The organism is Polaribacter reichenbachii (genome assembly GCF_001975665.1).
In the GTDB taxonomy this organism is placed as follows: Bacteria; Bacteroidota; Bacteroidia; order Flavobacteriales; family Flavobacteriaceae; genus Polaribacter; species Polaribacter reichenbachii.
In genome coordinates this window covers 2,731,403-2,757,229 of record NZ_CP019419.1, presented here as the reverse complement: position 1 = coordinate 2,757,229, position 25,827 = coordinate 2,731,403, and the positions used below count along the sequence as shown (strand labels likewise).

Genomic DNA, 25,827 nt, shown 5'->3' with positions numbered 1-25,827 from the left:
ACAGACAACTAACTAAACTATATATAAACGTTTTTTTCAATTATGGGGGGCTCAATATTACACATTACAAATGGTGATAGTACTACGAACTATCTAAAAAAATTAAAGTTTAAAGGAGAATTTATTACCTGGAGAGAGATGCTATGCGAAGGTAAAACTACCATAGATGTTGGTAGCGAATCCTTTTGGAAAAATAGATATGATTTTTTTAAATCTTCTTACAAAGTAAGCAAACAAAAGTTTATAGATTACACCATTAAAGAATATAGAAACCTTTGTAACGAAAAACAACAAAAAGAAATCGTTTTATGGTTCGAGTACGATTTGTTTTGCCAAATTAATATGATTGCTGTAATCAGTTGGTTAAAGCGTTACAGAAAAGGACACCACATTTCTTTAGTTTGCAGCGGCAAAGTAGGTAACTCAAAACGAATGTACGCTTTACCAGAGTTAAACGAAAAACAAATTCAAAGCCATTTTAAAAATAGAATGGAATTAACCCAAGATGATATTGAATATGCCGATTACATATGGCAATTATACTGTTCAGACTCCCCTCTACGTTTAGAAACCGTATATAAATTTAACCCAATGTCTCCTTTTCAATATTTAACTTCTGCTATAGAAGCACATTTATTACGTTTCCCTTCTATTGCAAACGGATTAAATAAAGTTGAAAATACTATTCTAGAAACTGCCTTAAATAAAAAACCAACTTCTAAAAATGAATTAATTAGCCAGCTTTTAAAAGATGGTGATGCTTATGGTTTTGGCGATTTACAATACGAAAATAAAATTAACGATTTAAGAAAACTCTTCCATTCTTTTAATCCTGTTAAGTTAAGTAAAAAAGGAAAAGAAGTTTTAGAAAATCAAATTAATTATTATGGCCAAATAAGAAATGATATTTCTTATCTTGGTGGTTCTAAAAAATACAGTTTTTTATATCATAATCAATCTAATAAGCTGTTACAAATTACATCTTAAATGCCTATAAAACCTTCTGAACTTATCTTAAATCCTGATGGTAGTATTTATCATCTTAATTTAAGAGAAGAACATATTGCAAAAAATATAATTTTTGTTGGTGACCAAGATCGAGTTGATAAAATTACGAAACACTTCGATTCTATTGAGTTTACTACGCAAAAAAGAGAATTTAAAACAACAACAGGTCGTTATAAAAACCAAAGAATATCTGTAATATCAACTGGTATTGGACCAGATAATATAGATATTGTTTTAAATGAATTAGATGCTTTGGTTAATATCGATTTAGAAACAAGACAACCTAAAGAAAAACTAACTTCTTTAAATATTGTAAGAATTGGTACTTCTGGATCTTTACAAGTAGATATTCCTGTAGATTCTTTTGTAATTAGTTCTCACGGACTCGATTTAAATGGATTGCTTCACTCCTATCAAATAGATACTATTTCTAATCCAGAAATAGAAAATGCTTTTGTAGCGCATACAAATTGGAGTGCAAAAAAAGCATATCCTATAATAATATCAAACAGTAAAGAGTTAGAAAGCAAGTTAACTTCTGATAAAACTTTTACAGGAATTACTGCAACTGCAGGGGGTTTTTATGGTCCTCAAGGAAGAATTTTACGATTAGCATTACAAGACAATGATTTAAACCATAAAATTGATAGTTTTAATTTTAAAAATAATAGAATTACCAATTTAGAAATGGAAACTTCTGCTATTTACGGTTTATCAAAATTATTAGGCCATAAGGCTTGCTCTATAAATGCTATAATAGCAAATAGAGCCAATGGTACTTTTAGTAAAAACCCTGGTAATGTAGTTGCCGATTTAATTACATATACCTTAGATAAAATAGTAGCTTAAATGACGAACTTAAAAGTAGGTGGAGTTCCTGAGCATTTCAACTATCCTTGGTACATTACACTTAAAAATAAAGAATACAATAAACATAATATTAATTTACGTTGGCAAGACTTTTATGGAGGCACTGGGCAAATGTGCAAAGCCTTAAGAGATGGTTCTGTAGATATTGCTATTGTGTTAACAGAAGGTATAATTAAAGACATTGCTGCTGGCAATCCGTCTAAAATTGTACAAACTTTTGTAAAAACTCCCTTAGTTTGGGGTATTCACGTTGGTGCAAATTCATCATTTAAAAAAATAGAAGATTTAGAACACGCCACAATTGCGATTAGTCGATTTGGTTCTGGCTCACATTTAATGGCCATTGTAAATGCATACAATCAAGGTTGGGATGTTTCTAAATTAAAATTTAAAGTAATTAAAAATTTAGATGGCGGTATAGAAGCACTTACAAATGGTGAAGCTGATTATTTTATGTGGGAACATTTTACAACAAAACCTTATGTAGATAACGGTACTTTTAGAAGAATTGATGATTGCCCAACTCCTTGGCCATGTTTTGTTATAGCTGTAAGAAATGAAATTTTAGAAAATAATTTTAATGAAGTTAAAAAAGTCTTAGACATTATAAATAACCAAACTAATGACTTTAAACAAATTAAAGATATAGATAAAACACTAGCAAAAAGATACGAACAACAACTAGAAGATATTCGAGAGTGGCTAAAGATAACTGAATGGAACCCTGGAAAACCAATAACAAAAAACTTAATTACACGCATTCAAAATAAAATGGTGAAGTTTAACGTTATTGAAAAGAAGAAAAATTCGGGAGATTTCATAAAAAATATGTACATTTAAATCGAAAATAGAAAAAAAATGAAAAAAGCAGCATTTATTGTAATTTGTATTTTAGGAGTTATTTGTTTTTCTTCTTGTAGAAGTACATCAAGCTCTTGTGGTTTAGCAGATCAAAATTCAACAACTCAAACAACATTACAGCAAGCAGATTTAACTTAAACTCTTCTTGTTTCTTAATTTCAAATTCAATAAATCCACTTTTTTAAGTGGATTTTATTTTTTTTACAGAATCACTATAAAACATTATTTCTTAATGTTTTATTAACTTTTCACAAACTTTTTAATAAGATTAAACTTACTTTTTATTCATTTTAATTTTACGCTAAAAATACATTAGGCTTCTATATTTGTTAAAACCAAGAGCAAATAGATGCTATGTATAAAAAATATCAAGCTAAAAACTTGTTATATCTCTTAAAAATAGTTGGCCTAGTTCCTCTAACGAACTTCTTAAAATGAAAAAAACTAAAAAGCGTAAGGTAGAATTAGTTGTAATTTCTGATATTCATCTAGGCACTTATGGTTGCCGAGCAAAAGAAGTACTGAATTATTTAAAAACCATTCAAGCAGAAACACTAATTCTTAACGGAGATATTATAGACATATGGCAGTTTAAAAAACGATTTTTTCCTAAATCGCATATGAATGTGATTAAACATATCACATCTCTACTATCAAAAGAAACTAAGGTCTATTACATTACTGGAAATCACGATGAAATGCTTAGAAAATTTAGAGGCTTTCAACTAGGTAATTTCAAGATTTTAAATAAAATTATTCTAAATCTGGATGGTAAAAAAGCTTGGATTTTTCACGGTGATGTTTTTGATGTTACAATGAAACACTCTAAATGGTTGGCAAAATTAGGCGGTAAAGGATACGATTTACTAATAGTTTTAAACACTTTTATAAATTGGGTTAGTCAGCTTTTTGGTTATGGAAAATTATCGCTCTCAAAAAAAATAAAAAACAGTGTAAAAAGCGCTGTAAAATTTATTAATGATTTCGAGAAAACTGCTTCTGATATTGCTATTGATAATAATTACGATTATGTGATTTGTGGCCATATTCATCAACCAGAAATCAGAAAAATAAAAAATCAAAAAGGAGAAACTCTTTATTTAAACTCTGGAGATTGGATAGAGAATTTAACTGCTCTCGAATACAATAAAAAAGAATGGTCTTTATACGAATATGCTAAAGATGAAGTTGCTAAAAGCTTTGAGTTTAAAGACACAAAAAAGGGAAAGAAAAAAGACAAAGAAAAAGAACATACTATTCTATTTAATGAATTGTTAAAAGAGTTCGATATAACAAATACATAAATTATTTCTATGAAAATACTATATGCAATACAAGGTACAGGAAATGGGCATATAACTAGAGCCAAAGAAATTATTCCTATTCTACAAGAAAAAGGCGATCTAGATATTTTAGTAAGTGGCAACGAAAATGACTTAGAATTAGGTTATGAAATTAAATATAAAATACACGGATTAAATTACACCTTTGGTAAAAAAGGAGGTATTGATTTTTTAGCTAGTTATAAAAAAATGAATCTATCTCGATTTTTTAAAGAAATTAAAGCATTACCTGTTAAAAAATATGATTTAGTTTTAAATGATTTTGAGCCAGTTTCTGCTTGGGCTGCTAAAATAAATAATGTAAACATTGTTTCTTTAAGTCATCAAAATGCAGTGTCAGATAAAGCTGCACCAAAATACAGTAAGCATTTTTTAGAAAAACTAATTTTAAAATATTACGCACCTGCAAATTCAAAATTTGGTTTTCATTTTAAAACCTATAGTACTACTACATTTACACCAATAATCAGAAAAAAGATTCGTAACAGAAAAATTACAAATAAAGGGCATTTTACAGTATACTTACCATCTTATAATCATAATAAAATAGTAAAAGTATTGTCTCAAATACCAATTGTAAAATGGCATATTTTTTCTAAAGAAACTACAAGTTTAATATTTAGAAAAAACATAACTATTTACCCTGTAAACGAATTCGATTTTATAAAAAGTATGGCTTCATCTAGTGGTGTACTTTGTGGAGCAGGTTTTGAAACTCCTTCTGAAGCTTTATTTTTAAGAAAAAAGCTGATGGTAATACCAATGAAAAACCAATATGAACAAAAATGCAATGCATTAGCTTTAAAAGAAATGGGCGTACCTGTTTTAAAGAAATTAAGCAAAAAAAGAATTACAAAAATTGCAAAATGGATTCAGGCAGATAATCTTATTGATGTAGATTATGAAGATACCACAGAAGATCTAATTGAAGCTATTTTATTGCCATATTACAACGAAACACTATTATCTACCATTGTATTTTAGGCTTATTCATACTTTGTAAAATTTCGTTTGTTTTAGAAAAATGTTTATTATTAAACCAATAACCTCTATTGGCACTTAAAGGTGATGGATGCCCAGATTCTAAAATATGATGTTTCTTTTTGTTAATTAATTTCACTTTTTTCTTGGCAAAACCTCCCCAAAGTAAAAAAATAATGTTTTCTTTTTCTTCGGATATTTGTTTGATAACACAATCTGTAAAAGTTTCCCATCCTTTTTTTTGATGACTACCAGCTTCGTGTGCTCTAACAGTTAAAGTTGCATTGAGTAACAAAACTCCTTGCTTTGCCCATTTTTCTAAATTCCCACTTTGTGGATATTCCTGATTCAAATCCGAAGAAATTTCTTTAAAAATATTAACTAAAGAAGGTGGATGTTTTATAGCATCTTTAACAGAAAAACACAATCCATTTGCTTGACTGGGTCCGTGATAAGGATCTTGACCAATAATAACCACTTTTAAATTGTTTAAAGAACAAAAATCAAAAGCTGCAAAAATGTCTTTTGCCTTCGGATAACAAATATAATTTTCATATTCCGATTTTACAAAATCTGTTAATTCTTTAAAATAAGGTTTATCAAATTCTGGTTGTAAGATATTTTTCCAAGAATCCGCTATTTTTACTTCCATAGTTCCTATTTTTGTTGTTATTAGTGATAAAATCACTCAAAAAAGAATTCAAAAATACAATATTGAGAACGAACATTTCAGAGAAAACACTTCAAGATTTAGAATTTTCTACGGTTTTACAACACATTTCAGAATTTTGCATTTCTAGTTTAGGTAAAGAAAAAATCTTTGAAACTAAACCAATTCAGCAGCGTAAAGAACTGTTTAAAGAACTGCATTTAGTAGATGAATATTTATCTTCTTTTGAAAGTGAAAACAGAGTTCCTAATCACGGATTTGATAATATTATAGAAAATGTAAAACGTTTGGCTATAGAAAATAGCTTTATAGAAACTGATGCATTTTTAAAAATAGCCACAACTTCACTTACTGTAAATGAATTAATTAAGTTTTTTAAGAAATTTCAAATTCAGTTCCCTACTTTTTATGCGCTTTCTCAAGAAATAGAATTCACCACTTTTGTAGACGATGAAATAAAGAAAATTATAGATATTTCTGGAGAAGTTAAAAACAATGCATCAGCTTCTTTAAAACAAATTAGAAGAGATATTAATAATGTTCGTGGTAAAATTGGCGCAAGTTTTTCATCAGCATTATCTAAAGCAATTGCTGCTGGTTATTTAGATGATATTAAAGAAACAATTGTAGACAATCAAAGGGTTTTGGCCGTTTCTGCAATGCACAGAAGAAAAGTTCCTGGTAGTTTATTAGGTTCTTCTAAATCTGGTAATATCGTTTATATTGCACCACAAGCAACACTTTCTTATAGCAGAGAATATCAGAATTTAGTGTACGAAGAAAAACAAGAAGTTGTAAAAATATTGCGTGCTTTAGCCACCACAATTCGTCCTTGTGTTGCTTTATTAAATGAATATATTCAATTTTTAATTCACACAGATACAGTTGGTGCAAAGGCAAAATATGCACTAGAAATGGATGCAATTCTTCCAAAAATATCGAATAATAAAAAGATATTTTTTAAAAATGCCTATCATCCTGTTTTATGGAAAAAGAATAAAGAACAAGAAATAAAAACGGTTGCACAAACTATTAAATTAGATGAAAAGCAACAAATTATAGTAATCTCAGGACCAAATGCAGGTGGAAAAAGTATCACCTTAAAAACCATTGGTTTGTTGCAAATTATGGTGCAAAGTGGAATATTAATTCCTGTAGATGAACGTAGTGAAACTTATATTTTTGACACAATTCTAACGGATATTGGAGATAACCAATCTATTGAAAACCAATTAAGTACTTATAGTTATCGCCTTAAAAATATGCGTTATTTTTTACGTAAGTGTAATGAGAATACTTTATTTTTAATTGATGAATTTGGTACAGGTTCAGACCCAGAATTAGGTGGAGCTTTAGCTGAAATTTTCTTAGAAGAATTTTATCATAAAAAAGCATTCGGAATTATAACTACCCACTATTCTAATTTAAAAGTTTTAGCCAATGAATTAGAAAATGTTACCAATGCAAATATGCAATTTGATGAACGCACTTTAGAACCTTTATATCGTTTATTTATTGGGCAAGCAGGTAGCTCTTTTACTTTTGAAGTTGCTCAAAAAAACGGAATTCCATTTAGTTTAATCAATAAAGCTAAAAAAAGAGTAGAAACTGAAAAAGTACGTTTAGACAAAACCATATCTAAACTGCAAAAAGAAAGAAATAGACTTCAAAAAAATTCTGATAATTTAGAAAGACAAAAATCTAAAGGGCAAGAACATTTAGATAGTTTACAAGAAAAAGAACAACGAATTCAAGATAAATTATCAGGTTTCCAAGAATTGTACGATCAAAATCAGAAAATGCTTTCTTTAGGTAGAAAGACGAATGAGTTGTTGAATAAATACTTTCAGACCAACAACAAAAAGGAGTTAAATGCTAATTTTAACAAATGGGTTGCAGACGAAAAAGTAAGGCACGTAAAGAAAAATCCTATAAAACCTAAAACAAAAGCGCAAAAACAAAAAGCAAAAGTGGTTGCAAAACAAGTGCAAGAAACTATTAAAAAAGTAGAAAAAGAGGTTTTAGAAAAGGTAGTAGAAGTTAGAAAAGAAAAAAAGATTGAAGCGGCTAAAATTGCCAAAGAAAAATCTAAATACATTTATAAAGTAAATGATAGAGTTAGAATTATAGATTCTAATTCTGTGGGTACAATTGACAAGATTGACAAGAAAAGTGTAACCATCAATTACGGAATTTTCACAACAAAAACTTCATTAGAAAAATTAGAGTTGGTAGAAAAAGCAAAGAAATAAGGTTTTTCCTGTTTTAAGTTCCGTTTTTTAAAATTATATTGTACATCTAACTAATTACTAAAACTTTAGCGATGATTACACAATCTAATTTAAAACGTGAAACCAGATATGGAGTACCAGCTGCAGATCAAATTCTTTTTAATCGTCATTATGTTTTAGGTTACTCCTATTATTTTAGACAAGCAAAATGGGCTTTAGAAATTATAGATAAAGACAGAACTGACATTGAAAGAATAGATAATTTTAGACCCGATTACAGAATTCCAGAAATGTTTAGAGCAGATTTAGCAGACTATTTAAATTCTGGTTTTAACAGAGGTCATTTAGTAGCAAGTGCAAATCAATTTGAAACTCAGATTCAAAATAGCGAAACTTTTCTATTATCTAACATGACGCCTCAAGTACCATCTTTTAACAAAGGTGTTTGGAAACGTTTAGAAAATGCAGTACGAGTTTTAGATGGTCAAAAAAATATTTTAGAAACTTATGTAATTTCTGGTCCTCTATTTTTATTTGATACAGAAGTTAAAGTAATTGATTCCAAAAAAGACGAAGGTGTAACTTTACCTATACCTCACTCCTACTTTAAATCTATTCTTACAGAAAATCATAGAGGCACTTTGCATATTTGGTCTTTTATAATACCAAATAAAGCCACAGATGAAGATTTAGAAACGTTTCAAGTGCCTACCAGTAAAATTGAAAAAATATCAGATTTATTTCTTTGGGAAGGTTTATTAGGTACAAAAATTACGAGAGATAAAAATAAAATTAAGAAAATCTGGAAATATAAATAGGTTTGTTTTTAAAACAATATACTTCAATTCTTATATCGATTCGAAAGAATTCTTAATATTATAGTTAAAAATTGTTAAGAACAATCAAAATATGTTAAGAAATTATTAAAGTCATTTTTTTAGTGAAACGTTTTTAAAGATTGGGCGTCTTTTCTATGTATCGTTTAACTTAACACACTCAAATAAAATGAAAAATTTAAAATCTATTATCGCCATTATTGCAATTACTTTAGCAACCACTTTTTCTGCAACTGCAACAGAGAAAAAAAATGAAACAGAAAAAGCAAAAGTATCTAGCAAATTAAGAACAGAAATTGTTTCTATGTTAGGAAATGAAATTCAGTTAGAATTAGAAGACACTACATCTGCAAGAATCTCTTTTATGATTAACAACGACAATGAAGTTGTAATTGTTTCTGTAGACTCTGAAGTATCTGAATTTAGTTCTTTTGTAAAAACAAAATTAAACTACAAAAAAGTAAAAGTAAAAGGAACAAAAAAAGGTGAGATTTACAGAATACCTGTAAAATTAAAAGCTTAAAAAATAAACAACTGGTTGGTTAGTTGGTGCCTAATATTAGTTTAAATACTAATTTAGGCATTTTTTTTATTCGTATAACTTCATTTCAGCATCGTAAAACTCACCAGCTTTATCCATTAAATCTGCTAATTCTGTAGCAATATCTTCTTCGTTTTCTCCTGTTAAATCTTCGAACCATTCTATTTCATCATCTTTAAGATTAATCATAAAACGAGGAAATTCTGTATGTAAAACAAAAATATCTTCAGGAAACTCACTATTATCGGCCAATAAAAATTTTGGTAAAGTCATTATATCAAATTATTTCTGCAAACTTACAAATATCTTTCTTTAACTATATTTAAATGATGAGTTTGATGTCCAGAAAAAATAAACCCTAAAGCTCTCACAGACATTTTGTTACCAGAACCAACACCAATTTTTAACAAATCTTCATCAGAAAAACTTTCAAAAAGGTGAATTGTACTAATTCTTAAAGCTTTCATTTCGTCTAACATATCATAAAAATCTCTATTCTGAACGTTAGAATTATCAACAAAAAAATTCTCATCAAAACCTGGTAATTCAGTTTTATCATTTCTTGCAAAACACAAAGCTCTGTAACAAAAAACACGTTCTGTATCAATAATGTGTTGCACCAACTCCTTCAAAGTCCATTTACCTTCTGCATAAGCAAAATCACCTTTCTCTTTTGATATTTTTCTTAATGTATTCTCAAAATCTAATTGAGAATGTTTCAAGTTATCTAATAAAGATTTTTCATTACTTTCAATCAATTGTATGTATGATTTGTAATAAGGCGCGTATTCATTTTCTGGAATCATTAAAATAGATTTATGTATGTTTGTTTTTACGAATTTAAGCATTTTATAAAAACTAATTATCCTTAAAAAGAAAACAAAATTTAATGTTCTTTCAACTTTTTTCTTATCTACAATTTTTACTAAAATCTACAGATGAACACGGAGTTCATTCCCCTTTTGTATTCGATTTTGTTACCAAAGGTTTGTATCAAAAAAAAATAAAAAGCATTAATTTTGAAGAATATTCAGTACTTAAAAGTCTATCAAAAAAGCAAAAAAAACTACTCTCAAAAATTCTAATTTATTTTAAAATTGATAAAATTTCTTTTGATAGTTCTAGTTTTAATGAAAAACCAGAAAATTACAAATTACTATATATCAACAACATAGAAAGTGTTAAAAATATAAACTTTTCAAAGTTAAGTTCTAAACATATTATTTTGATTGATGGTATTTATCAATCAAAAAAATCAGAACAAGAATGGCAGAACATCATTAAAAAAAATAATTTAACTGTAAGTATTAATTTGTTTTATTTTGGATTATTATTCTTTAGAAAAGAACAGGCAAAAGAAGATTTTAGAATTAGAGTTTAGCAATTATACAAGGATAAACTTTGTAACTTAGCACTTTTCAAATTCGAAACTCATTTTTAATGAAAATATATACAAAAACTGGTGATGCAGGAACCACAGCTCTTTTTGGAGGTTCTAGAGTAAAAAAATACAATTTACGCATAGAAAGTTATGGTACTGTAGATGAATTAAACTCTTATATTGGATTAATAAAGGATCAAGAAATTAGTGATAAAATTAAAAATTCTTTGCTAAAAATACAAAATGAGTTATTTACTTTAGGTGCAATGTTAGCAACTCCGCCAGAAAAAGAAACATTAAAATCTGGCAAAGAGCGTTTAAATATTCCTAAAGTTGATGAAAATTCTATTGAGTTTTTAGAAAATGAAATTGATAAAATGGATGCTGTACTTCCTCAAATGACACATTTTATTCTACCTGGAGGTCATCAAGCAGTGTCATTCTGTCACGTTGCCAGATGTGTTTGCAGACGCGCAGAACGCCTTTCTGTAGAATTAAATGACCAAGAAAACATTAATAATGACATCTTAAAATACTTAAACCGACTTTCTGACTACCTTTTTGTATTGGCACGAAAATTGTCTCAAGACTTAGCAGTAGAGGAAATTAAATGGATTCCTACTAAACAATAACTAAGTTCTTTTTTTATCGATTATTGAAGGATTTTTAACTTTTATTACAAATACAAAGTATTGATTTACAGTGTAACATAAAAATTAACAATAACTTCATTGTATATTTCTTAAAAAAGACTTGCATAATTCCGCAAAAAAATTATTTTTGCACAAAATTAAACAGTAAGAAATGTATTGGACATTAGAATTAGCATCTTATTTAGCAGACGCACCTTGGCCAGCAACCAAAGATGAGTTAATAGATTACGCAATTAGAACAGGAGCTCCTTTAGAAGTTGTAGAAAACTTACAGGATATTGAAGATGAAGGTGATGCTTATGACTCTATAATTGAAATTTGGCCAGATTATCCCACAGAAGATGATTATCTTTGGAATGAGGATGAATACTAAATAATGCAAAACAATATAAAAAGTCTCTAAAGAGGCTTTTTTTTTGTTTTTTGATAACCAAGAAAATACTTTTCTGATTGATAAAATTAAAATTTAACTAAACAAACATAGTTATTCTAAATAACTAAAAAACATATAAATAAATGGGTATTTTAGATTCAGTAATTAAACTTTTTGTAGGTGATAAACAGCAAAAAGATTTAAAAATTTTACAACCAATTGTAGAAGATGTAAAGAAATTTGAAGCAGCACTTACTAAACTTTCACACGATGAATTACGTGCAAAAACTCAAGAATTCAAAGATAAGTTAAAAGCCGCAACAAAAGAATTGGATGATAGAATTTCTGCATTAGAACAAGAAGCTAAAGAAGCAGATATTGATAGACAAGAAGACATTTATACCGAAATTGATGCTTTAAAAGATGAAGCATATGCTATTTCTGAAGCTACTTTGGCAGAAATTATGCCAGAAGCTTTTGCTGTTATTAAAGAAACTGCCAAACGTTTTGTAGAAAATGAAGAAGTAGAAGTTACAGCAACACCTTTTGATAGAGAATTATCTGCAACAAACGAACATATCACTTTAGAAGACGATAAAGCTTTTTGGGCAAATTCTTGGGATGCAGCAGGTAAACCTGTTACTTGGGATATGATTCACTATGATGTACAATTAATTGGTGGTTCTGTTTTACATCAAGGTAAAATTGCAGAAATGATGACTGGAGAAGGTAAAACACTAGTTTCTACTTTACCAGTTTACTTAAATGCTTTAACAGGTAATGGAGTGCACGTTGTTACTGTAAATGATTATTTAGCAAAACGTGATAGAGCTTGGATGGCGCCTATTTTCGAATTCCACGGTTTATCTACAGATTGTATTGATTTTCATCAACCCAACTCAGATGCACGTAGAAAAGCTTACAATGCAGATATTACTTATGGAACAAATAACGAATTTGGTTTCGATTATTTACGTGATAATATGGCTAGCTCTAAAGACGATTTAGTACAAAGAGCACCAAATTACGCTATTATTGATGAAGTAGATTCTGTTTTAATTGATGATGCAAGAACTCCTTTAATTATTTCTGGTCCTGTACCACAAGGAGACAGACACGAATTTAACGACTTAAAACCTTTAGTTGCAGATATTGTTGCTTTACAAAAAAAGCATTTAGTTGGTGTTTTAGCAGAAGCAAAAAAATTATTAGCAGAAGGAAACGAAAAAGAAGGTGGATTCTTATTATTAAGAGTTTACAGAGGTTTACCTAAAAATAAAGCTTTAATTAAGTTTTTATCTCAAGAAGGTACAAAACAAATTTTACAAAAAACTGAAAATACATATATGGCAGACAACAACAAGTTGATGCCAGAAGTAGATGAAGATTTATGGTTTGTTGTAGAAGAAAAAAATAATCAAATTGATTTAACTGATAAAGGTATTGCCCATTTATCAGAAAAAACAAACAACGATACTTTCTTTGTATTACCAGATATTGGTGTTAAAATTGGTGAAATTGATAAAGCAGAAACATCAAAAGAAGAAAAAGCTTCCCAAAAAGAAGAACTATACAAAGACTTTAGCATAAAAAGCGAGCGTATTCATACTATGAATCAACTTTTAAAAGCATACACTGTTTTTGAAAAAGATGTTGAGTATGTAGTTATGGACAATAAAGTAATGATTGTTGATGAACAAACAGGTCGTATTATGGACGGTCGTCGTTATTCTGATGGTTTACACCAAGCAATTGAAGCAAAAGAAAACTGTAAAATTGAAGATGCTACACAAACTTTTGCCACTGTAACTTTACAGAATTACTTTAGAATGTATCGTAAACTTTCTGGTATGACAGGAACTGCGATTACAGAAGCAGGTGAGTTATGGGAAATTTACAAATTAGACGTTGTAGAAATACCAACAAACAGACCTATTCAAAGAGATGATAAAGAAGATTTAGTTTACAAAACTGCTCGTGAAAAATACAATGCTGTTATAGAAGATGTTGTAAAATTAGTAGAACAAAAAAGACCAGTTTTAGTTGGTACAACATCCGTAGAAATATCAGAATTATTGGGTAGAATGTTACAAATGCGTAAAATTCCTCATAATATATTAAATGCAAAATTACACAAACGTGAAGCTGATGTTGTTGCAGAAGCTGGTAAACCTGGTGTTGTAACCATTGCAACAAATATGGCTGGTCGTGGAACAGATATTAAACTATCTAAAGAAGTAAAAGAAGCTGGTGGTTTAGCAATTGTAGGTACAGAAAGACACGATTCACGAAGAGTAGACAGACAGTTAAGAGGACGTGCAGGAAGACAAGGTGATGTTGGTTCTTCTCAGTTCTATGTGGCTTTAGATGATAACTTAATGCGTCTTTTTGGTTCTGATAGAATTGCCAAAATGATGGATAGAATGGGCTTACAAGAAGGTGAAGTTATTCAACATTCTATGATTACCAAATCTATAGAAAGAGCTCAGAAAAAAGTTGAAGAAAATAACTTTGGTATCAGAAAACGTTTGTTAGAATATGATGATATTATGAACTCTCAGCGTGAGTTTGTTTACAAAAGAAGAAGAAATGCTTTAGACGGTAAACGCTTACAAGTAGATATTGCAAATATGATTTATGATACTTGCGAATCTATTATCCTGGCAAATAAAGGCGCTAAAGATTTTCAGAATTTTGAGTTTGAATTGATCAAATTCTCTTCGATGACTTCTCCTTTTTCTGAAGATGAGTTTAATAAACTGTCTGAAAAAGAATTAACAGACAAATTGTACGATATTGTTACTGAACATTACAAAGCAAAAATCGAAAGAAATGCTGTTTTAGCTTTCCCAGTTATTAAAGATGTTTTTGAAAATGAAGGTGATCGTTATGAACGAATTGTAGTTCCTTTTACAGACGGAATTAAATCTTTACAAGTTGTTACCAACTTAAAAGAGGCTTACGAAAGTGATGGTAAATCGTTAATTACAGATTTTGAGAAAAATATAACGTTAGCCATTATTGATGAAAACTGGAAAGAGCATTTACGTAAAATGGATGAGTTAAAACAATCTGTACAAAATGCGTCTTATGAACAAAAAGACCCTCTATTAATTTATAAGTTCGAAGCTTTTGAATTGTTTAAAAGAACTGTAGATGAAATAAATAAAGAAGTTTTATCATTCTTATTTAAAGGAGAATTACCTCAACAATCTAATCAGATTTCTGAAGCTCGTCAACAAAAAAGAGAGCAATTAAATACTAGCAAAGCTGATGTTCAAAACACTACAGAACAAGCCATTCAAAACTCTAGACAGCAACAACAAGAACCTGTTGAAACTGTAGTAAGAGAGCAACCAAAAATTGGTAGAAACGAACGTGTTACTATTAAAAATGTAATGAGTGGTGAAGAAAAAGAGGTAAAATACAAACAAGCAATTCCTTTAATTGAAAAAGGTGAGTTTGTTTTAGTAAATAAATAAACTATTATCCTGCAAGGTTTTTAAAACCTTGCAGGAGTTAAAAATAAAAAAATCCGTTTAGAAATTTCTAAACGGATTTTTTTCTCAAATAAATATTACCCAAATTGGCATTTAATTTCATTTTTACTTTACCATTATTTAGTTTCAATTTCATAATCTGCAAATCTCGTTCTTCTGTTTCTTCTTCAATTTTAAAATCGATATCACTAAAAATTTCTCTACCTGTTGCATCTAATTTTATATCTGAATTTGATGGAAAAGTTATGTCTATAAATCCGTTGTTAGAATAAATAGAATAGAGTTTTTGTGGTGTTTTTTTATCAAACTCAATAGTAACATTACCACCAATAGTATTTATAGAAACTGGCCCAGTAACATCTTTTAACTTTGTATTATTTAAGGTTGATGAGATTTCTACTTCTCCATTAAAATTGGATAAACTGGATGGTTTTGAATTAAAAAAACGATGTTGATTATTTTTAACCTCTGCTTCTTTGCAATTGTTGGTTTGCCAATCTAATTTAATAGAATTCGGAATTTTAATTTGATATCTTTCATTGCTCATCATAATTAATTGTCCTTCAGAATTATCTTTAAAAACCAATTCATCACCATTTTTTTCAATGATAAAATAGATTCCTAAATCTGAGTTTTCATTTTTCTTACCCAATTTCTTTAAACCATTTTTTCTATCCCCATCATTATTTAAAAAGAAAACATTTCCTTTAATTGTTGAGTCTTTAGCACTTGTAGCAGATGATCTTATCGTTCCTAATCTTGCAACTCCAACTCTATTAGAATTACTGGAAGAACTGCTATAAGAATAAGCTCTTGAACCTCTAGTGCCAGACACTGAATACGTTAAATTAGCTCTTCTTTTATCGTGCAAACTTTTTATAATAACTTCAGTTCCATCATAACCTTCAATTTCAAAATTTTTAGAAGAGCAAATTTTTAAAGTTCCTTTGTTAAATTTTATTTTTTTCTCTTGGGCATTTGTCTGTAAAAAGTGAATAGACAGTGCAAAAATGAATAGTATTTTTATTGTTTTCATTATATTATTTTTTAATTTCTACCATAGCTAATGTTGCATTATTTTTTACTATTGGGTAGGTTTGTTCATCATTTATAATTCTTTCAAGAGGTTTTTTCGCGCGATTTTCTCTTAAAACACTTAAAGCTTTAATTAATTTTATTTGTACCAAAGGCTTGTTTTCTTTTTCTAAAGCCACTATTAAATTTTTTCTAATTTTCTCATTAGATGGAAATTGTAAAAGCGCATCAATGGTTGCAATTTTTACATTGGCATTTTCATCTTTATGTATAATTTCTATTAATCTATTAATTATTCTTGCGTCTTCTTTTTTATACTCATCATTAAAAGCATAAATACCTTCTAAACGTTTTCCTGCAGAATCTGCATCTAAACTTGCCATTAATTGTTGTTGTGCAACATTTATTTTTTTTGAGTTGATATACCAAAATCCAACAGAAAAGATAATTACAATACTTGCAGCTATAGAAATAAATTTGATAGAAATAACCTTTTGCTTTTTAGGTTGATGTAATTCTTTTCGCAATAATTTTTCAAAAGAAACATCTGCTTCTTTAGACATTGTTTCGTTATTAAAATCATTTTTATGTTCTTGTATAAACTCTTTAAGTTTCATCTTTCTTATTTTTTTATCAATAGCAAAAGTTGTTCTTTTCCTCTTCTATATTGATTTCTAACTGTGCTTTCTTTAATATTTAAAAGCTCTCCTATTTCTCTATGATTATAATCTTCAATTAAATAAAGCGTTAAAATAATACTGTATTTTTCTTTAAGTTGATGTATACAGCTCTTTATAAAATCGATAGAAATATCATTTGTTACTTCATTTTCTTGATCAGATTCTTTTTCTAAAACAAAAGTTTCATCAACCCAAACAATCTTTTTTTTCTCTTTAACAACATCTAAAGATTTATTAATTACAATTCTTTTAAACCAAGCTCCTAAATTTGCACCTTCTTTAAGTTGATGAATTTTTTGAAAACCTTTTATAAAACAATCTTGTACAACATCTTCTGCCTCTTCTCTACTTTTTAAAATTCTAACAGCAGCACCAAACATCATATTTTTATAAGCATTATATACTTGTAATTGTGCTGAGTAATTATTCAGTTTACATTGTTGTATGAGTTGGTTGGTGTTCAAAAAAATAGTTGGTTAATTTTATCTTACAATATAAGAACTGAGATTTTTAATAAGTGTCGCAAAAAATAAAATTATTTTTTAAAAACGTTAGTTACTCCTTAGAATAAAGGTGTCTAAATTAGCTTAGCCGATTTTTAGATTCCAAGAAATTGAAGATTAAAATAGAAAATTGTAAATGTTCTCGATATAATTTTGCGAAAAGCAAAATTACTCGAACTGACAGGAAATAAAATTAAATTTCAAAAATCTCAACTATCAACAACTCAGATATTTCATTGCGGAAGAATGAAAAATTAAATTGAGAAGTTTGTTGCTTTAAATGTTCTCGATACAATTTTGCGAAAAAGCAAAATCACTCGAACTGACAACTTAGGTAGAAAACAAAAAAAATCCGTTTAGAAATTTCTAAACGGATTATTAATATTATAATTATAAGAATTTTTAAGACTGATAAATCAATCGAAATCTGTGTTCATTTTTAGGTAATCTAAAAATTCTCTTTTTGTTTCACTTTCTTTAAATTTACCTCCAAATTCTGCTGTAACAGTAGAGCTTTCTATGTCTTTTATCCCTCTAGAATTTACACACAAATGCTTTGCATCAATTACACAAGCTACATTATCTGTACCTAATGCTTCTTGCATTGCTTGTACAACCTGCATAGTTAAACGCTCTTGCACTTGTGGTCTTTTAGAAAAATACTCTACAATTCTATTCATTTTAGATAAACCAATAACTTTACCATCAGAAATATAAGCAACGTGTGCTCTACCAATAATTGGTAATAAATGATGCTCGCAAGTAGAATACACAACAATGTTTTTTTCTACTAACATTTCACCATAATTGTAGTTATTATCAAACGTAGATGGTTTTGGCATATTTTTAGGATCTAAACCCATAAATATCTCATTTACAAAAGCTTTTGCCACTCTCTTTGGTGTACCTTGTAAACTATCGTCTGTTAAATCCATACCTAAAGTGTTTAAAATATCCTTAACACTTTCTTGAATTCTATTGATTTTTTCTTCATTCGTAATATCAAAAGCATCGTCTCTTAAAGGCGTTTTTGCTGATGTACCAATGTGATTTTCACCAATTTCTTTTATTCTTTCGTCATTCATTTTGCTGCTTAATTCAAACATTTCAATCTATATTAGAGTGCAAATTTACGTGTTTGCAACGTATTTTAATCAATTTTACATCAATTATCGTTATAACATAATAATTCTTGATAACTATAACTTAAACCGAAACAAACTTAGTTTAAAAATTAGAAGTTAAATTATTGCTATAAACCTCTCTTTTAGCTTATAAAAACTATTTTATTTTGTCTATTAATTCTGATAAAGAACATTTTGTTTGCTCACCAGAAACCATATTCTTTAATGTGTATTCTTGTTTTTCTACTTCTTGAGAACCTACCAAAACAACAAATTCAATTTCGCGTTTGTTGGCGTAATTCATTTGTTTTTTCATTTTGGCAGCATCAGGATATAATTCTGATTTTATATGCTGCTTTCTTAACTCTGCAATTGCTTTCATAGCATACAAAGCTTCTGCATCTCCAAAATTGATAAATAACACTTTTGGTTTTGGTAAATCTACAGATTTAAACAAACCTAATTCTTCTAAAACTAGGTAAATTCTATCCAATCCAAAAGATATACCAACTCCAGAAACATCTTTTAAACCAAAGATTCCTGTTAAATCATCATATCTTCCACCACCACCAATAGAACCCATTTTTACGCCTTCTGGAGCAGACACTTCAAAAATGGCTCCTGTATAATAATTTAATCCTCTTGCTAAAGTTACATCAACTTCTAAATTTGCTGATGTTAAACCTAGTTCAGAAATTGAATTAATTACAAAACGTAACTCTTCTACTCCTTTAATTCCTTCTTCAGATGATTGTAACATTGTTGCTAAAGCATCTAAATTCTCTTCATTAGTACCATTAAAAGAAAATAAAGGTTGTACTTTTCGAATCGCTTGTTCAGAAATGCCTTTACTTAACATTTCTGCTTCTACTTTTTCTTGACCAATTTTATCTAACTTATCTAAAGCTACAGTAAAATCAATTAATTTATCTTGTGCACCAATAACTTCTGCAATACCAGAAAGTATTTTTCTATTGTTGATTTTAATCGTCGTTTTTTCTAAACCTAATTGAGTAAAAACAGTATCGTAAAGTTTTATAAACTCAACTTCTTGCCATAAAGATTTGCTACCAACAACATCTGCATCACATTGATAAAATTCTCTAAAACGACCTTTTTGAGGACGATCTGCTCTCCAAACTGGCTGTACTTGATATCTTTTAAAAGGAAATGTAATTTCGTTTTGATGTTGTACAACGTATCTTGCAAAAGGTACAGTAAGATCGTATCTTAATGCTTTTTCAGAGATTAAAAGTGTAGATTTTTTTGAGTTTAATAGTTGAAAATGATTTAGGTAACCAAATCTAAATTGAGAATACATTTTTCTTTTAAACTGCAAAAGTTCTACAAACTCATCTGCTGGTTTTCCTTTTAATTCAAACTCAGTATAAAAATCAATTATATCACTTTGATTTAAAGAAAAGAAAGATTTTAAGTAATTCTTCTCGTTGTCGTTTAAATTTTGTTTGTTATAAATCTTATTAAAGATGGTTTTTAAAAATTCTTGATATTCTTCTTCTTTTGGTCTTTTCTTTCTAATTAAATCAAAAACCTCAAAGAAATGTAAATAGATATAACTAGTCTTATTAATATCCTCTCTTACATCTTTAAAATAATCACCAGAATTTAAAATTTTAAAAATCAACCGATCACCTTCTTCACCATATTTCCCCATTAATGTTGATGAATTTTCAAAACTCGGAGTTTCAATTGGTTGAAATCCGAAAGTTTCAAAAGCAGTTTTAATCGTATTCATTATATATGTACGATTGGCAACTTCTGTTGGCGAAAAATCTCTAGTTCCTTTTGGGATGCTTGGTTTCATATAAATAATTATGAATTAAGAATTTTTTATTATAATGCGAATCACACAAAACTAAAAATTCGTAATTATGATTTTGTAATTGTAAATTTAAGAGCGCAAATATCGTGAAAAACTTATAATTTATTACGTGAAATAAAGGTTTTATTTATCCTTTTTAGCTTATGCAAAGAGGCATTTAATTCAAACCCTAACAATAAAATAATGGAATTTAACCAAACAAAAAGCATCAAAATTAAAAGTGTACCAATAGAACCATATAACTGATTGTATTGCGCAAATTTTAGTACGTAAATTCCGAATAAATAGAAAGTAAAAATTGAAACAACTGTAGTTAAAACAGCTCCTGCAGAGAAAAATCGTATTTCTTTTCCTTGTTTTGTTCCATACCTAAATAGTAGTGAAACAATAATAAAAATCATCAAAACAAACAGTAAACCTCTACCATAATAAAATAGATTTAGGTCTGTGGTATTTAGCCAACCAATTTCATCAATTTTAGTTAATGCAAACTGGTATAATATTACTAAAATTACTGTTGATATTAAGAAAACCGAGATTAATAGAGAAACACCTAAAGCCACAAAATAAGACCTAAAAACATTTCTGAATTCTGTGATATGATACGAATATTCGAAGCCTCCAAAAATAGCGTTAATTCCATTGGTCATTAAAAAAATAGAAAGTAAAAATCCAAAGGAAAGTAAACCTCCATATTGATTGTTAATAATATCGCCAATTACCAAATTTACAGCATCAAAAGTTTGTGGAGGTAAAACATCTTTGATAAATGAGAATAAACCTTCTTGAAAACCTTCTATTGGAATGTATGGAATTAGCGTTAAAATAAACAGCATAAATGGAAAAACTGCCATAAAAAAACTGAAGGCAATCCCTCCTGCTCTTGTGGTTAAAGCACCTTCAATAATACCAATAATGTAGAGTTCTAAAACATCATATAAAGACATACCTATTAAACCCGGAATTTTTATTTGTTTCCCGAATTTAACCAACAAATTTACTATTGGAATTTTATTTAGTTTGTCTTCTATTTCTCTACTCATTAACTCTTTTATCTTTCAGACATTTTCTTATTTCACATTTACTCAACACTCGTTTCATAGAAAATTTACTCTATAATAATCTTATATCCAAACAACAATCCTTCAATGTTTTCTTTACTAAACTTTGCTCCTTTCAAAGCATTTTCATCTGGATTTATTCTAAAATTAAAAGCGGTGCTAAAGTCTGCTTTTTCTAAATTTGTTCTATCAAAAATTGTGCTTTTTAAATTACAATCATTAAATAACGAGCCATTTAAATTAGCTTCTGTAAAATCGACTTCTTCTAAATTACAATTTAAAAATTTTGTTTTCGGAATTTTTAACTGATAAAAAGAAGCATATTGCAATTGACATTCTTTAAACGAAAGTTGTAGTAAAAAAGAATCGCAACTATAAAACTTTACGCCTATCATTTTACAATTCAAAAAGTTAACATCTTTAAAAGCAGTATCTTTTACAATAGTATTGCTAAAATTACAATCGATAAAATCGCATTCTACAAACTGAATATTTGATGCGTGAATGTTCTCAAAATTACAATTGGTAAAGGTACAGTTATCATATTCGCCTTTAATTATTTCACTTTTTGTAAAATCTATTTTAGCATATTCTTCACTATCAAAATAATTATACATCATATTATAAGTTTCTACTACATTCGATTGTTAATTGAATTAATCTATAGCTTTTAAACTTAAATCCATATTGTAAACAGAGTGTGTTAATGCACCAGAAGAAATATAATCTACACCACATTCTGCATATTTTCTAATGGTATCTTCATTAATTCCACCAGAAGATTCTGTTAGGCAAGTATCACCAATTAAAGCAACCGCTTTTTTAGTGTCTTCATAATTAAAGTTATCAATTAAAATTCTGTAAACTCCAGGAACAGACAAAATTTCTTTAATTTCTTCTAAGCTTCTAGCTTCTACAATTATTTTAATATCTAAGCCTTTTTCAGCTAAATAATTCTTCGTTTTTGTAATTGCAGCTGTAATTCCGCCAGCAAAATCAATATGATTATCTTTAATCATAACCATATCATATAAGGCAAATCTATGGTTTTCTCCACCACCGATTTTAACCGCCCATTTTTCTAAAGCTCTAATACCTGGTGTTGTTTTTCTTGTATCTAAAACTTTGGTTTTTGTACCCTCTAAAAGATTCGCAAAAAAGGCTGTTTTAGTAGCAATTGCACTCATTCTTTGCATTGCATTTAACACCAAACGTTCTGCCATTAAAATGGATTGCGATTTACCAGAAACGTGAAAAACAATATCTCCATATTTTACTTTTTCACCATCTTTTATAAAAGTTTCAACCTTTAAATCTTCATCAACATAGCTAAAAACAAGCTTTGCAAAGTCAACACCAGCAATAATTCCATCGTCTTTAACTAGTAATTTTGCTTTTCCTTGAGCATCTGCAGGTATGCAAGAAAGTGAAGTATGATCACCATCTCCTATATCTTCTCTTATGGCATTTTTTATAATGAGGTCTAATTCGTTCTGAAATTGTTCTTCTGATATCATTTTTTCGTATTTCTGATGTAAAAATAGTATTTTAATTATAAATTACAGATGATGAATTACGTCAAATCATCTGTAATTATAAATTCATAATTCGTAATTTTGAAATATGAAAATTAAACTCCTAGTCATAGGTAAAACCGACAATAAACATTTAATTCAGTTGATTGATGAATATCAAAATCGACTAAAACATTATATAAAGTTTGAACTCGAAATTATTCCTGATATTAAAAATGTAAAGAATTTAAGCGAAGTTCAACAAAAAGAAAAAGAAGGCGATTTAATTCTGTCTAAGCTCCAAAATACAGATCAATTGATTTTGTTAGATGATAAAGGGAAACATTTTACATCTATCGAGTTTTCTAAATACTTGCAAAAGAAAATGAATTCAGGTTTAAAACAATTGGTTTTGGTAATTGGAGGGCCATATGGTTTTTCTGATGCTATTTACAAAAAAGCACAAGGAAAAATATCGTTATCTAAAATGACATTTTCTCATCAAATGATTCGTCTTTTTATAGTAGAACAACTCTATAGAGGTTTTACCATCTTAAAGAATGAGCCTTATCATCATGAATAAAAACGCTATATTTTATTTACTTTAATATAGTCTTGAGGAGAATAAGTCGTAATTTTTTTAAATGCACTAAAAAAAGGATTGTAAGATGAAAATCCTGTTGTGTAAGCTAAAGATTCGAAAGTTTCATTATTTAAAAAATTTTGATTTATCAAATGAATTGCATCTTGTATTCTACTGTTCATTCTATATTCTGAAAAAGAAATCTTAGAATGATATTTAAATAAATACACTATATGACTTGTTGGTACACCTAATTTTTCTGCAATAGTATTTTGAGAAGCTTTTTGATTTCTAAAAATCAATTCTTCAGTACTTAATTTATCAACCTCTAAAATATAACTACTTATATTTTTTGTGATTTTTTCTTGTAATTTTTGATCTTGGTTGCTTTTTTTATCTTTTGTTACTAAAAGCCAATTATCTGTTCTTGGTTTTAAAATTTCAGTATTTTCTAACAAAGAATTATTAAATCTTAATAACGTTTTATTTAGTATTGGAAGGCCATATAAAATTTCTGGAGAAATTAAAATTTTAAAAAATATGAATAACCAAAAAAGTAGTAAAAAAATTGCCATTGATTTTCCTGAAGGTAGAGATCCGTTTTTAATTTCTATATATAAAGAAATTAAAACTGTAAGGCTAGAAAGAATATGAATTACATAAAAATATATAGTCCAATTTTTAACTAATTTAAAATGCTCATTATTTAAAAGCATTGTTTTTTGAAACCAAATATTTTTACTTAATAGTTTAAAAATCGATAAGAGATAAAAAACTAAAAAGAATGTTATTAAAAAGAGGTTTGTATAGGGTCCAAAATAAAAAATGAAACTATGTCTCAAAACATCAATTGAGTTAATTAGAAATAAGAAGATAATAAAAAATAAATGTTTTAAATCTTTGTAATTAAATTTATTAATTTGAAAAGTTAAGTTTTTATAATACAAATAAGAACTAGGAACAATTAATAAAAACAAAATAGAAAACAAACCTCTATCTGGTTTTATTACTGTTTGTAAACCAAAATGGTAACTACCATGAATAAAAAAACGAATAGAAACAATACCCAGAGCAAGTATTAAAAAAAAGTTACAAAAAGGATTAGAACGATAAAATCTTAACATTAAAGTAAGGGTTACAATACCAATAATTCCTGTAAATAAAAACAAAAAAGATTCAATCAAAATAAATAGGGATTTTATAAATCAAATGTAGTAAAATTGATTCTTCTATTTAAAAATATCTTACTGATTGTTTAAAATTCTTACTGATTTAGCTAAAAAATGAACAGGTCATTATTTTTAGTTAGGCATAATCTATTTATTTATTATAAGTTTGGTAATAACAAAATATCTGCACAATACTCATAAATATACCTGTCAGTGCAAAGATGTTTATAAAATATGGAGAAGAGTAATTATTTATTATTGGGGGATTTTAAATAATTTACTCTATCACCTAAATAAAACAAAACTACTGGCAGGTTTTATTTTAAATAACACTACACAAATTTTACCATAAAAAAAGTTAAAACCTTATTACGAAAAGCAATCAAATAACTGGTCTAAGTATTTTTCTATAACCACATTAAAATGATTATTTTCGCTTTATGAAATTAGTTTTTGCAACAAATAACTTAAACAAATTGGCTGAAGTTCAAAAAATGATGCCAAAATCAATAGAATTATTGAGCTTAAAAGACATTAATTGTTTTGATGAAATTGACGAAACTGAAACAACTTTAGAAGGTAATGCCAAATTAAAAGCAGATTATATTACTCAAAAATTTGGTTATAATTGTTTTGCTGATGATACAGGTTTAGAAGTTGAAAGTTTAGGAGGAAAACCAGGAGTTTATTCAGCACGTTTTGCTGGTGAACCTGCCAATTCTGATAATAATATGCAAAAATTATTATCAGAATTAAAAGAAAAAGAGAATAAAAAAGCACAATTTAGAACTGCTGTTGCTTTAAATTTAAATGATGAAAAATTTCTTTTTGAAGGCATTTGTAAAGGTGATATTTTAACCGAAAAACAAGGTGAAAAAGGTTTTGGTTACGACCCAATTTTTAAACCTAAAGGATACAATTTGTCTTTTGCTGAAATGAGTTCTGAAGAAAAAAATAAAATTTCTCATAGAGGAATTGCCATCCAAAAATTAGTCGCTTTTTTAAATGACTATAAATCTTAAATTTGTTTCCTAGAGCGCATTCTAGTCCTCAATATTAAAACCCTA

General features: G+C 28.1%; 27 protein-coding genes. 15 read left to right on the top strand and 12 right to left on the bottom strand.

Annotated features, from left to right (window positions below; translation table 11 throughout):
* Nucleotides 1-42 precede the first annotated feature (42 nt).
* The 6 genes from BW723_RS11585 to BW723_RS11565 all read left to right on the top strand — a co-directional run bounded on the left by BW723_RS11585 (nucleotide 43) and on the right by BW723_RS11565 (nucleotide 5,066).
* Nucleotides 43-987 carry a DUF1835 domain-containing protein gene (locus tag BW723_RS11585; RefSeq protein WP_068364638.1) on the top strand — a complete coding sequence of 315 codons (945 nt, stop codon included), beginning with the start codon at nucleotides 43-45 and terminating at the stop codon, nucleotides 985-987.
* Nucleotides 988-1,857: a nucleoside phosphorylase gene (locus tag BW723_RS11580; RefSeq protein ID WP_068364640.1), complete on the top strand. Its 870-nt coding sequence runs from the start codon at nucleotides 988-990 to the stop codon at nucleotides 1,855-1,857.
* A complete protein-coding gene (locus tag BW723_RS11575) occupies nucleotides 1,858-2,718 on the top strand; it encodes a substrate-binding domain-containing protein (protein WP_068364643.1) in 861 nt (286 codons plus the stop codon). It abuts the gene before it with no gap.
* An 18-nt stretch (nucleotides 2,719-2,736) separates the two neighbouring features.
* Nucleotides 2,737-2,877, top strand: coding sequence for a hypothetical protein (locus BW723_RS17760; protein ID WP_157578338.1), 141 nt, complete (start codon nucleotides 2,737-2,739; stop codon nucleotides 2,875-2,877).
* 296 nt (nucleotides 2,878-3,173) lie between these two features.
* Nucleotides 3,174-4,043, top strand: a complete 870-nt coding sequence (locus tag BW723_RS11570) for a UDP-2,3-diacylglucosamine diphosphatase (protein WP_068364645.1) — start codon at nucleotides 3,174-3,176, stop codon at nucleotides 4,041-4,043.
* A gap of 9 nt (nucleotides 4,044-4,052) precedes the next feature.
* Nucleotides 4,053-5,066, top strand: a complete 1,014-nt coding sequence (locus BW723_RS11565; RefSeq protein ID WP_068364648.1) for a glycosyltransferase family protein — start codon at nucleotides 4,053-4,055, stop codon at nucleotides 5,064-5,066.
* On the opposite strand, the gene BW723_RS11560 is transcribed toward BW723_RS11565, so the two are convergent.
* Nucleotides 5,050-5,715: a uracil-DNA glycosylase gene (locus tag BW723_RS11560; protein ID WP_068365227.1), complete on the bottom strand. Its 666-nt coding sequence runs from the start codon at nucleotides 5,713-5,715 to the stop codon at nucleotides 5,050-5,052. The two genes, BW723_RS11565 and BW723_RS11560, sit on opposite strands and share 17 nt — an antisense overlap.
* 62 nt (nucleotides 5,716-5,777) lie before the next feature.
* On the opposite strand from BW723_RS11560, the gene BW723_RS11555 reads away from it, so the two are divergent.
* The 3 genes from BW723_RS11555 to BW723_RS11545 all read left to right on the top strand — a co-directional run bounded on the left by BW723_RS11555 (nucleotide 5,778) and on the right by BW723_RS11545 (nucleotide 9,323).
* Nucleotides 5,778-7,985, top strand: a complete 2,208-nt coding sequence (locus BW723_RS11555) for an endonuclease MutS2 (protein ID WP_068365229.1) — start codon at nucleotides 5,778-5,780, stop codon at nucleotides 7,983-7,985.
* A 71-nt stretch (nucleotides 7,986-8,056) separates the two neighbouring features.
* Nucleotides 8,057-8,782 carry a DNA/RNA non-specific endonuclease gene (locus BW723_RS11550; RefSeq protein WP_068364651.1) on the top strand — a complete coding sequence of 242 codons (726 nt, stop codon included), beginning with the start codon at nucleotides 8,057-8,059 and terminating at the stop codon, nucleotides 8,780-8,782.
* A gap of 187 nt (nucleotides 8,783-8,969) precedes the next feature.
* A complete protein-coding gene (locus tag BW723_RS11545; RefSeq protein WP_068364654.1) occupies nucleotides 8,970-9,323 on the top strand; it encodes a hypothetical protein in 354 nt (117 codons plus the stop codon).
* 66 nt (nucleotides 9,324-9,389) lie between these two features.
* Here the strand turns inward: BW723_RS11545 and BW723_RS11540 are convergent, their stop codons facing one another.
* Both BW723_RS11540 and BW723_RS11535 read right to left on the bottom strand, forming a co-directional pair.
* Entirely contained in the window at nucleotides 9,390-9,614 is a 225-nt protein-coding gene (locus BW723_RS11540; RefSeq protein ID WP_068364656.1) for a hypothetical protein, read from the bottom strand.
* Nucleotides 9,615-9,637: 23 nt separating this feature from the next.
* Complete coding sequence (locus BW723_RS11535) at nucleotides 9,638-10,189, bottom strand: DinB family protein (protein WP_226789201.1); 552 nt, start codon at nucleotides 10,187-10,189, stop codon at nucleotides 9,638-9,640.
* Nucleotides 10,190-10,230: 41 nt separating this feature from the next.
* On the opposite strand from BW723_RS11535, the gene BW723_RS17895 reads away from it, so the two are divergent.
* The 4 genes from BW723_RS17895 (at nucleotide 10,231) to secA (ending at nucleotide 15,230) form a co-directional block, all read left to right on the top strand.
* Nucleotides 10,231-10,722: a hypothetical protein gene (locus BW723_RS17895; protein WP_068364659.1), complete on the top strand. Its 492-nt coding sequence runs from the start codon at nucleotides 10,231-10,233 to the stop codon at nucleotides 10,720-10,722.
* Between the two features lie 59 nt (nucleotides 10,723-10,781).
* Nucleotides 10,782-11,354 carry a cob(I)yrinic acid a,c-diamide adenosyltransferase gene (locus BW723_RS11525; RefSeq protein WP_068364662.1) on the top strand — a complete coding sequence of 191 codons (573 nt, stop codon included), beginning with the start codon at nucleotides 10,782-10,784 and terminating at the stop codon, nucleotides 11,352-11,354.
* 172 nt (nucleotides 11,355-11,526) lie between these two features.
* Complete coding sequence (locus BW723_RS11520; RefSeq protein WP_015479930.1) at nucleotides 11,527-11,748, top strand: DUF2795 domain-containing protein; 222 nt, start codon at nucleotides 11,527-11,529, stop codon at nucleotides 11,746-11,748.
* Nucleotides 11,749-11,891: 143 nt separating this feature from the next.
* The gene (gene secA, locus BW723_RS11515; protein WP_068364665.1) at nucleotides 11,892-15,230 is read left to right on the top strand and encodes a preprotein translocase subunit SecA; all 3,339 of its coding nucleotides are present in this window, start codon (nucleotides 11,892-11,894) and stop codon (nucleotides 15,228-15,230) included.
* Nucleotides 15,231-15,297: 67 nt separating this feature from the next.
* Here the strand turns inward: secA and BW723_RS11510 are convergent, their stop codons facing one another.
* The 8 genes from BW723_RS11510 to nadC all read right to left on the bottom strand — a co-directional run bounded on the left by BW723_RS11510 (nucleotide 15,298) and on the right by nadC (nucleotide 23,011).
* Nucleotides 15,298-16,284: a DUF4097 family beta strand repeat-containing protein gene (locus tag BW723_RS11510; RefSeq protein ID WP_068364668.1), complete on the bottom strand. Its 987-nt coding sequence runs from the start codon at nucleotides 16,282-16,284 to the stop codon at nucleotides 15,298-15,300.
* Between the two features lie 4 nt (nucleotides 16,285-16,288).
* On the bottom strand, nucleotides 16,289-16,900 hold the full coding sequence (locus BW723_RS11505) for a HEAT repeat domain-containing protein (protein ID WP_068364671.1): 612 nt from the start codon (nucleotides 16,898-16,900) through the stop codon (nucleotides 16,289-16,291).
* 5 nt (nucleotides 16,901-16,905) lie between these two features.
* A complete protein-coding gene (locus BW723_RS11500; RefSeq protein WP_068364673.1) occupies nucleotides 16,906-17,427 on the bottom strand; it encodes an RNA polymerase sigma factor in 522 nt (173 codons plus the stop codon).
* A 455-nt stretch (nucleotides 17,428-17,882) separates the two neighbouring features.
* Nucleotides 17,883-18,572, bottom strand: coding sequence for a GTP cyclohydrolase I FolE (gene folE, locus BW723_RS11495; RefSeq protein WP_068364676.1), 690 nt, complete (start codon nucleotides 18,570-18,572; stop codon nucleotides 17,883-17,885).
* A 175-nt stretch (nucleotides 18,573-18,747) separates the two neighbouring features.
* On the bottom strand, nucleotides 18,748-20,415 hold the full coding sequence (gene hisS, locus BW723_RS11490) for a histidine--tRNA ligase (RefSeq protein ID WP_068364679.1): 1,668 nt from the start codon (nucleotides 20,413-20,415) through the stop codon (nucleotides 18,748-18,750).
* Nucleotides 20,416-20,528: 113 nt separating this feature from the next.
* On the bottom strand, nucleotides 20,529-21,476 hold the full coding sequence (locus tag BW723_RS11485) for a YihY/virulence factor BrkB family protein (RefSeq protein ID WP_068364682.1): 948 nt from the start codon (nucleotides 21,474-21,476) through the stop codon (nucleotides 20,529-20,531).
* A 65-nt stretch (nucleotides 21,477-21,541) separates the two neighbouring features.
* Nucleotides 21,542-22,114, bottom strand: coding sequence for a pentapeptide repeat-containing protein (locus tag BW723_RS11480; protein WP_068364685.1), 573 nt, complete (start codon nucleotides 22,112-22,114; stop codon nucleotides 21,542-21,544).
* 36 nt (nucleotides 22,115-22,150) lie between these two features.
* A complete protein-coding gene (nadC, locus tag BW723_RS11475) occupies nucleotides 22,151-23,011 on the bottom strand; it encodes a carboxylating nicotinate-nucleotide diphosphorylase (protein ID WP_068364688.1) in 861 nt (286 codons plus the stop codon).
* Between the two features lie 106 nt (nucleotides 23,012-23,117).
* On the opposite strand from nadC, the gene rlmH reads away from it, so the two are divergent.
* A complete protein-coding gene (rlmH, locus tag BW723_RS11470; RefSeq protein WP_068364691.1) occupies nucleotides 23,118-23,591 on the top strand; it encodes a 23S rRNA (pseudouridine(1915)-N(3))-methyltransferase RlmH in 474 nt (157 codons plus the stop codon).
* Nucleotides 23,592-23,596: 5 nt separating this feature from the next.
* Here the strand turns inward: rlmH and BW723_RS11465 are convergent, their stop codons facing one another.
* Nucleotides 23,597-24,775 (bottom strand): helix-turn-helix domain-containing protein, encoded by a 1,179-nt coding sequence (locus tag BW723_RS11465; protein WP_139059145.1) that lies wholly within the window; start codon nucleotides 24,773-24,775, stop codon nucleotides 23,597-23,599.
* 425 nt (nucleotides 24,776-25,200) lie between these two features.
* Between BW723_RS11465 and BW723_RS11460 the strand changes: the two genes are divergently transcribed.
* A complete protein-coding gene (locus BW723_RS11460) occupies nucleotides 25,201-25,782 on the top strand; it encodes a non-canonical purine NTP diphosphatase (RefSeq protein ID WP_068364693.1) in 582 nt (193 codons plus the stop codon).
* The last annotated feature ends 45 nt before the right edge of the window (nucleotides 25,783-25,827 follow it).

Coding starts and splice junctions, on each gene's coding strand:
- BW723_RS17760 (WP_157578338.1), top strand. CDS start 2,737: ATGAAAAAAGCAGCATTTATTGTAATTTGTATTTTAGGAGTTATTTGT.
- BW723_RS11550 (WP_068364651.1), top strand. CDS start 8,057: ATGATTACACAATCTAATTTAAAACGTGAAACCAGATATGGAGTACCA.
- BW723_RS11565 (WP_068364648.1), top strand. CDS start 4,053: ATGAAAATACTATATGCAATACAAGGTACAGGAAATGGGCATATAACT.
- hisS (WP_068364679.1), bottom strand. CDS start 20,415: ATGAAACCAAGCATCCCAAAAGGAACTAGAGATTTTTCGCCAACAGAA.
- BW723_RS11560 (WP_068365227.1), bottom strand. CDS start 5,715: ATGGAAGTAAAAATAGCGGATTCTTGGAAAAATATCTTACAACCAGAA.
- nadC (WP_068364688.1), bottom strand. CDS start 23,011: ATGATATCAGAAGAACAATTTCAGAACGAATTAGACCTCATTATAAAA.
- BW723_RS11480 (WP_068364685.1), bottom strand. CDS start 22,114: ATGATGTATAATTATTTTGATAGTGAAGAATATGCTAAAATAGATTTT.
- BW723_RS11505 (WP_068364671.1), bottom strand. CDS start 16,900: ATGAAACTTAAAGAGTTTATACAAGAACATAAAAATGATTTTAATAAC.
- BW723_RS11540 (WP_068364656.1), bottom strand. CDS start 9,614: ATGACTTTACCAAAATTTTTATTGGCCGATAATAGTGAGTTTCCTGAA.
- folE (WP_068364676.1), bottom strand. CDS start 18,572: ATGTTTGAATTAAGCAGCAAAATGAATGACGAAAGAATAAAAGAAATT.
- BW723_RS11485 (WP_068364682.1), bottom strand. CDS start 21,476: ATGAGTAGAGAAATAGAAGACAAACTAAATAAAATTCCAATAGTAAAT.
- rlmH (WP_068364691.1), top strand. CDS start 23,118: ATGAAAATTAAACTCCTAGTCATAGGTAAAACCGACAATAAACATTTA.
- BW723_RS11525 (WP_068364662.1), top strand. CDS start 10,782: ATGAAAATATATACAAAAACTGGTGATGCAGGAACCACAGCTCTTTTT.
- secA (WP_068364665.1), top strand. CDS start 11,892: ATGGGTATTTTAGATTCAGTAATTAAACTTTTTGTAGGTGATAAACAG.
- BW723_RS11570 (WP_068364645.1), top strand. CDS start 3,174: ATGAAAAAAACTAAAAAGCGTAAGGTAGAATTAGTTGTAATTTCTGAT.
- BW723_RS11545 (WP_068364654.1), top strand. CDS start 8,970: ATGAAAAATTTAAAATCTATTATCGCCATTATTGCAATTACTTTAGCA.
- BW723_RS17895 (WP_068364659.1), top strand. CDS start 10,231: ATGTTCTTTCAACTTTTTTCTTATCTACAATTTTTACTAAAATCTACA.
- BW723_RS11520 (WP_015479930.1), top strand. CDS start 11,527: ATGTATTGGACATTAGAATTAGCATCTTATTTAGCAGACGCACCTTGG.
- BW723_RS11585 (WP_068364638.1), top strand. CDS start 43: ATGGGGGGCTCAATATTACACATTACAAATGGTGATAGTACTACGAAC.
- BW723_RS11575 (WP_068364643.1), top strand. CDS start 1,858: ATGACGAACTTAAAAGTAGGTGGAGTTCCTGAGCATTTCAACTATCCT.
- BW723_RS11580 (WP_068364640.1), top strand. CDS start 988: ATGCCTATAAAACCTTCTGAACTTATCTTAAATCCTGATGGTAGTATT.
- BW723_RS11510 (WP_068364668.1), bottom strand. CDS start 16,284: ATGAAAACAATAAAAATACTATTCATTTTTGCACTGTCTATTCACTTT.
- BW723_RS11460 (WP_068364693.1), top strand. CDS start 25,201: ATGAAATTAGTTTTTGCAACAAATAACTTAAACAAATTGGCTGAAGTT.
- BW723_RS11535 (WP_226789201.1), bottom strand. CDS start 10,189: ATGCTTAAATTCGTAAAAACAAACATACATAAATCTATTTTAATGATT.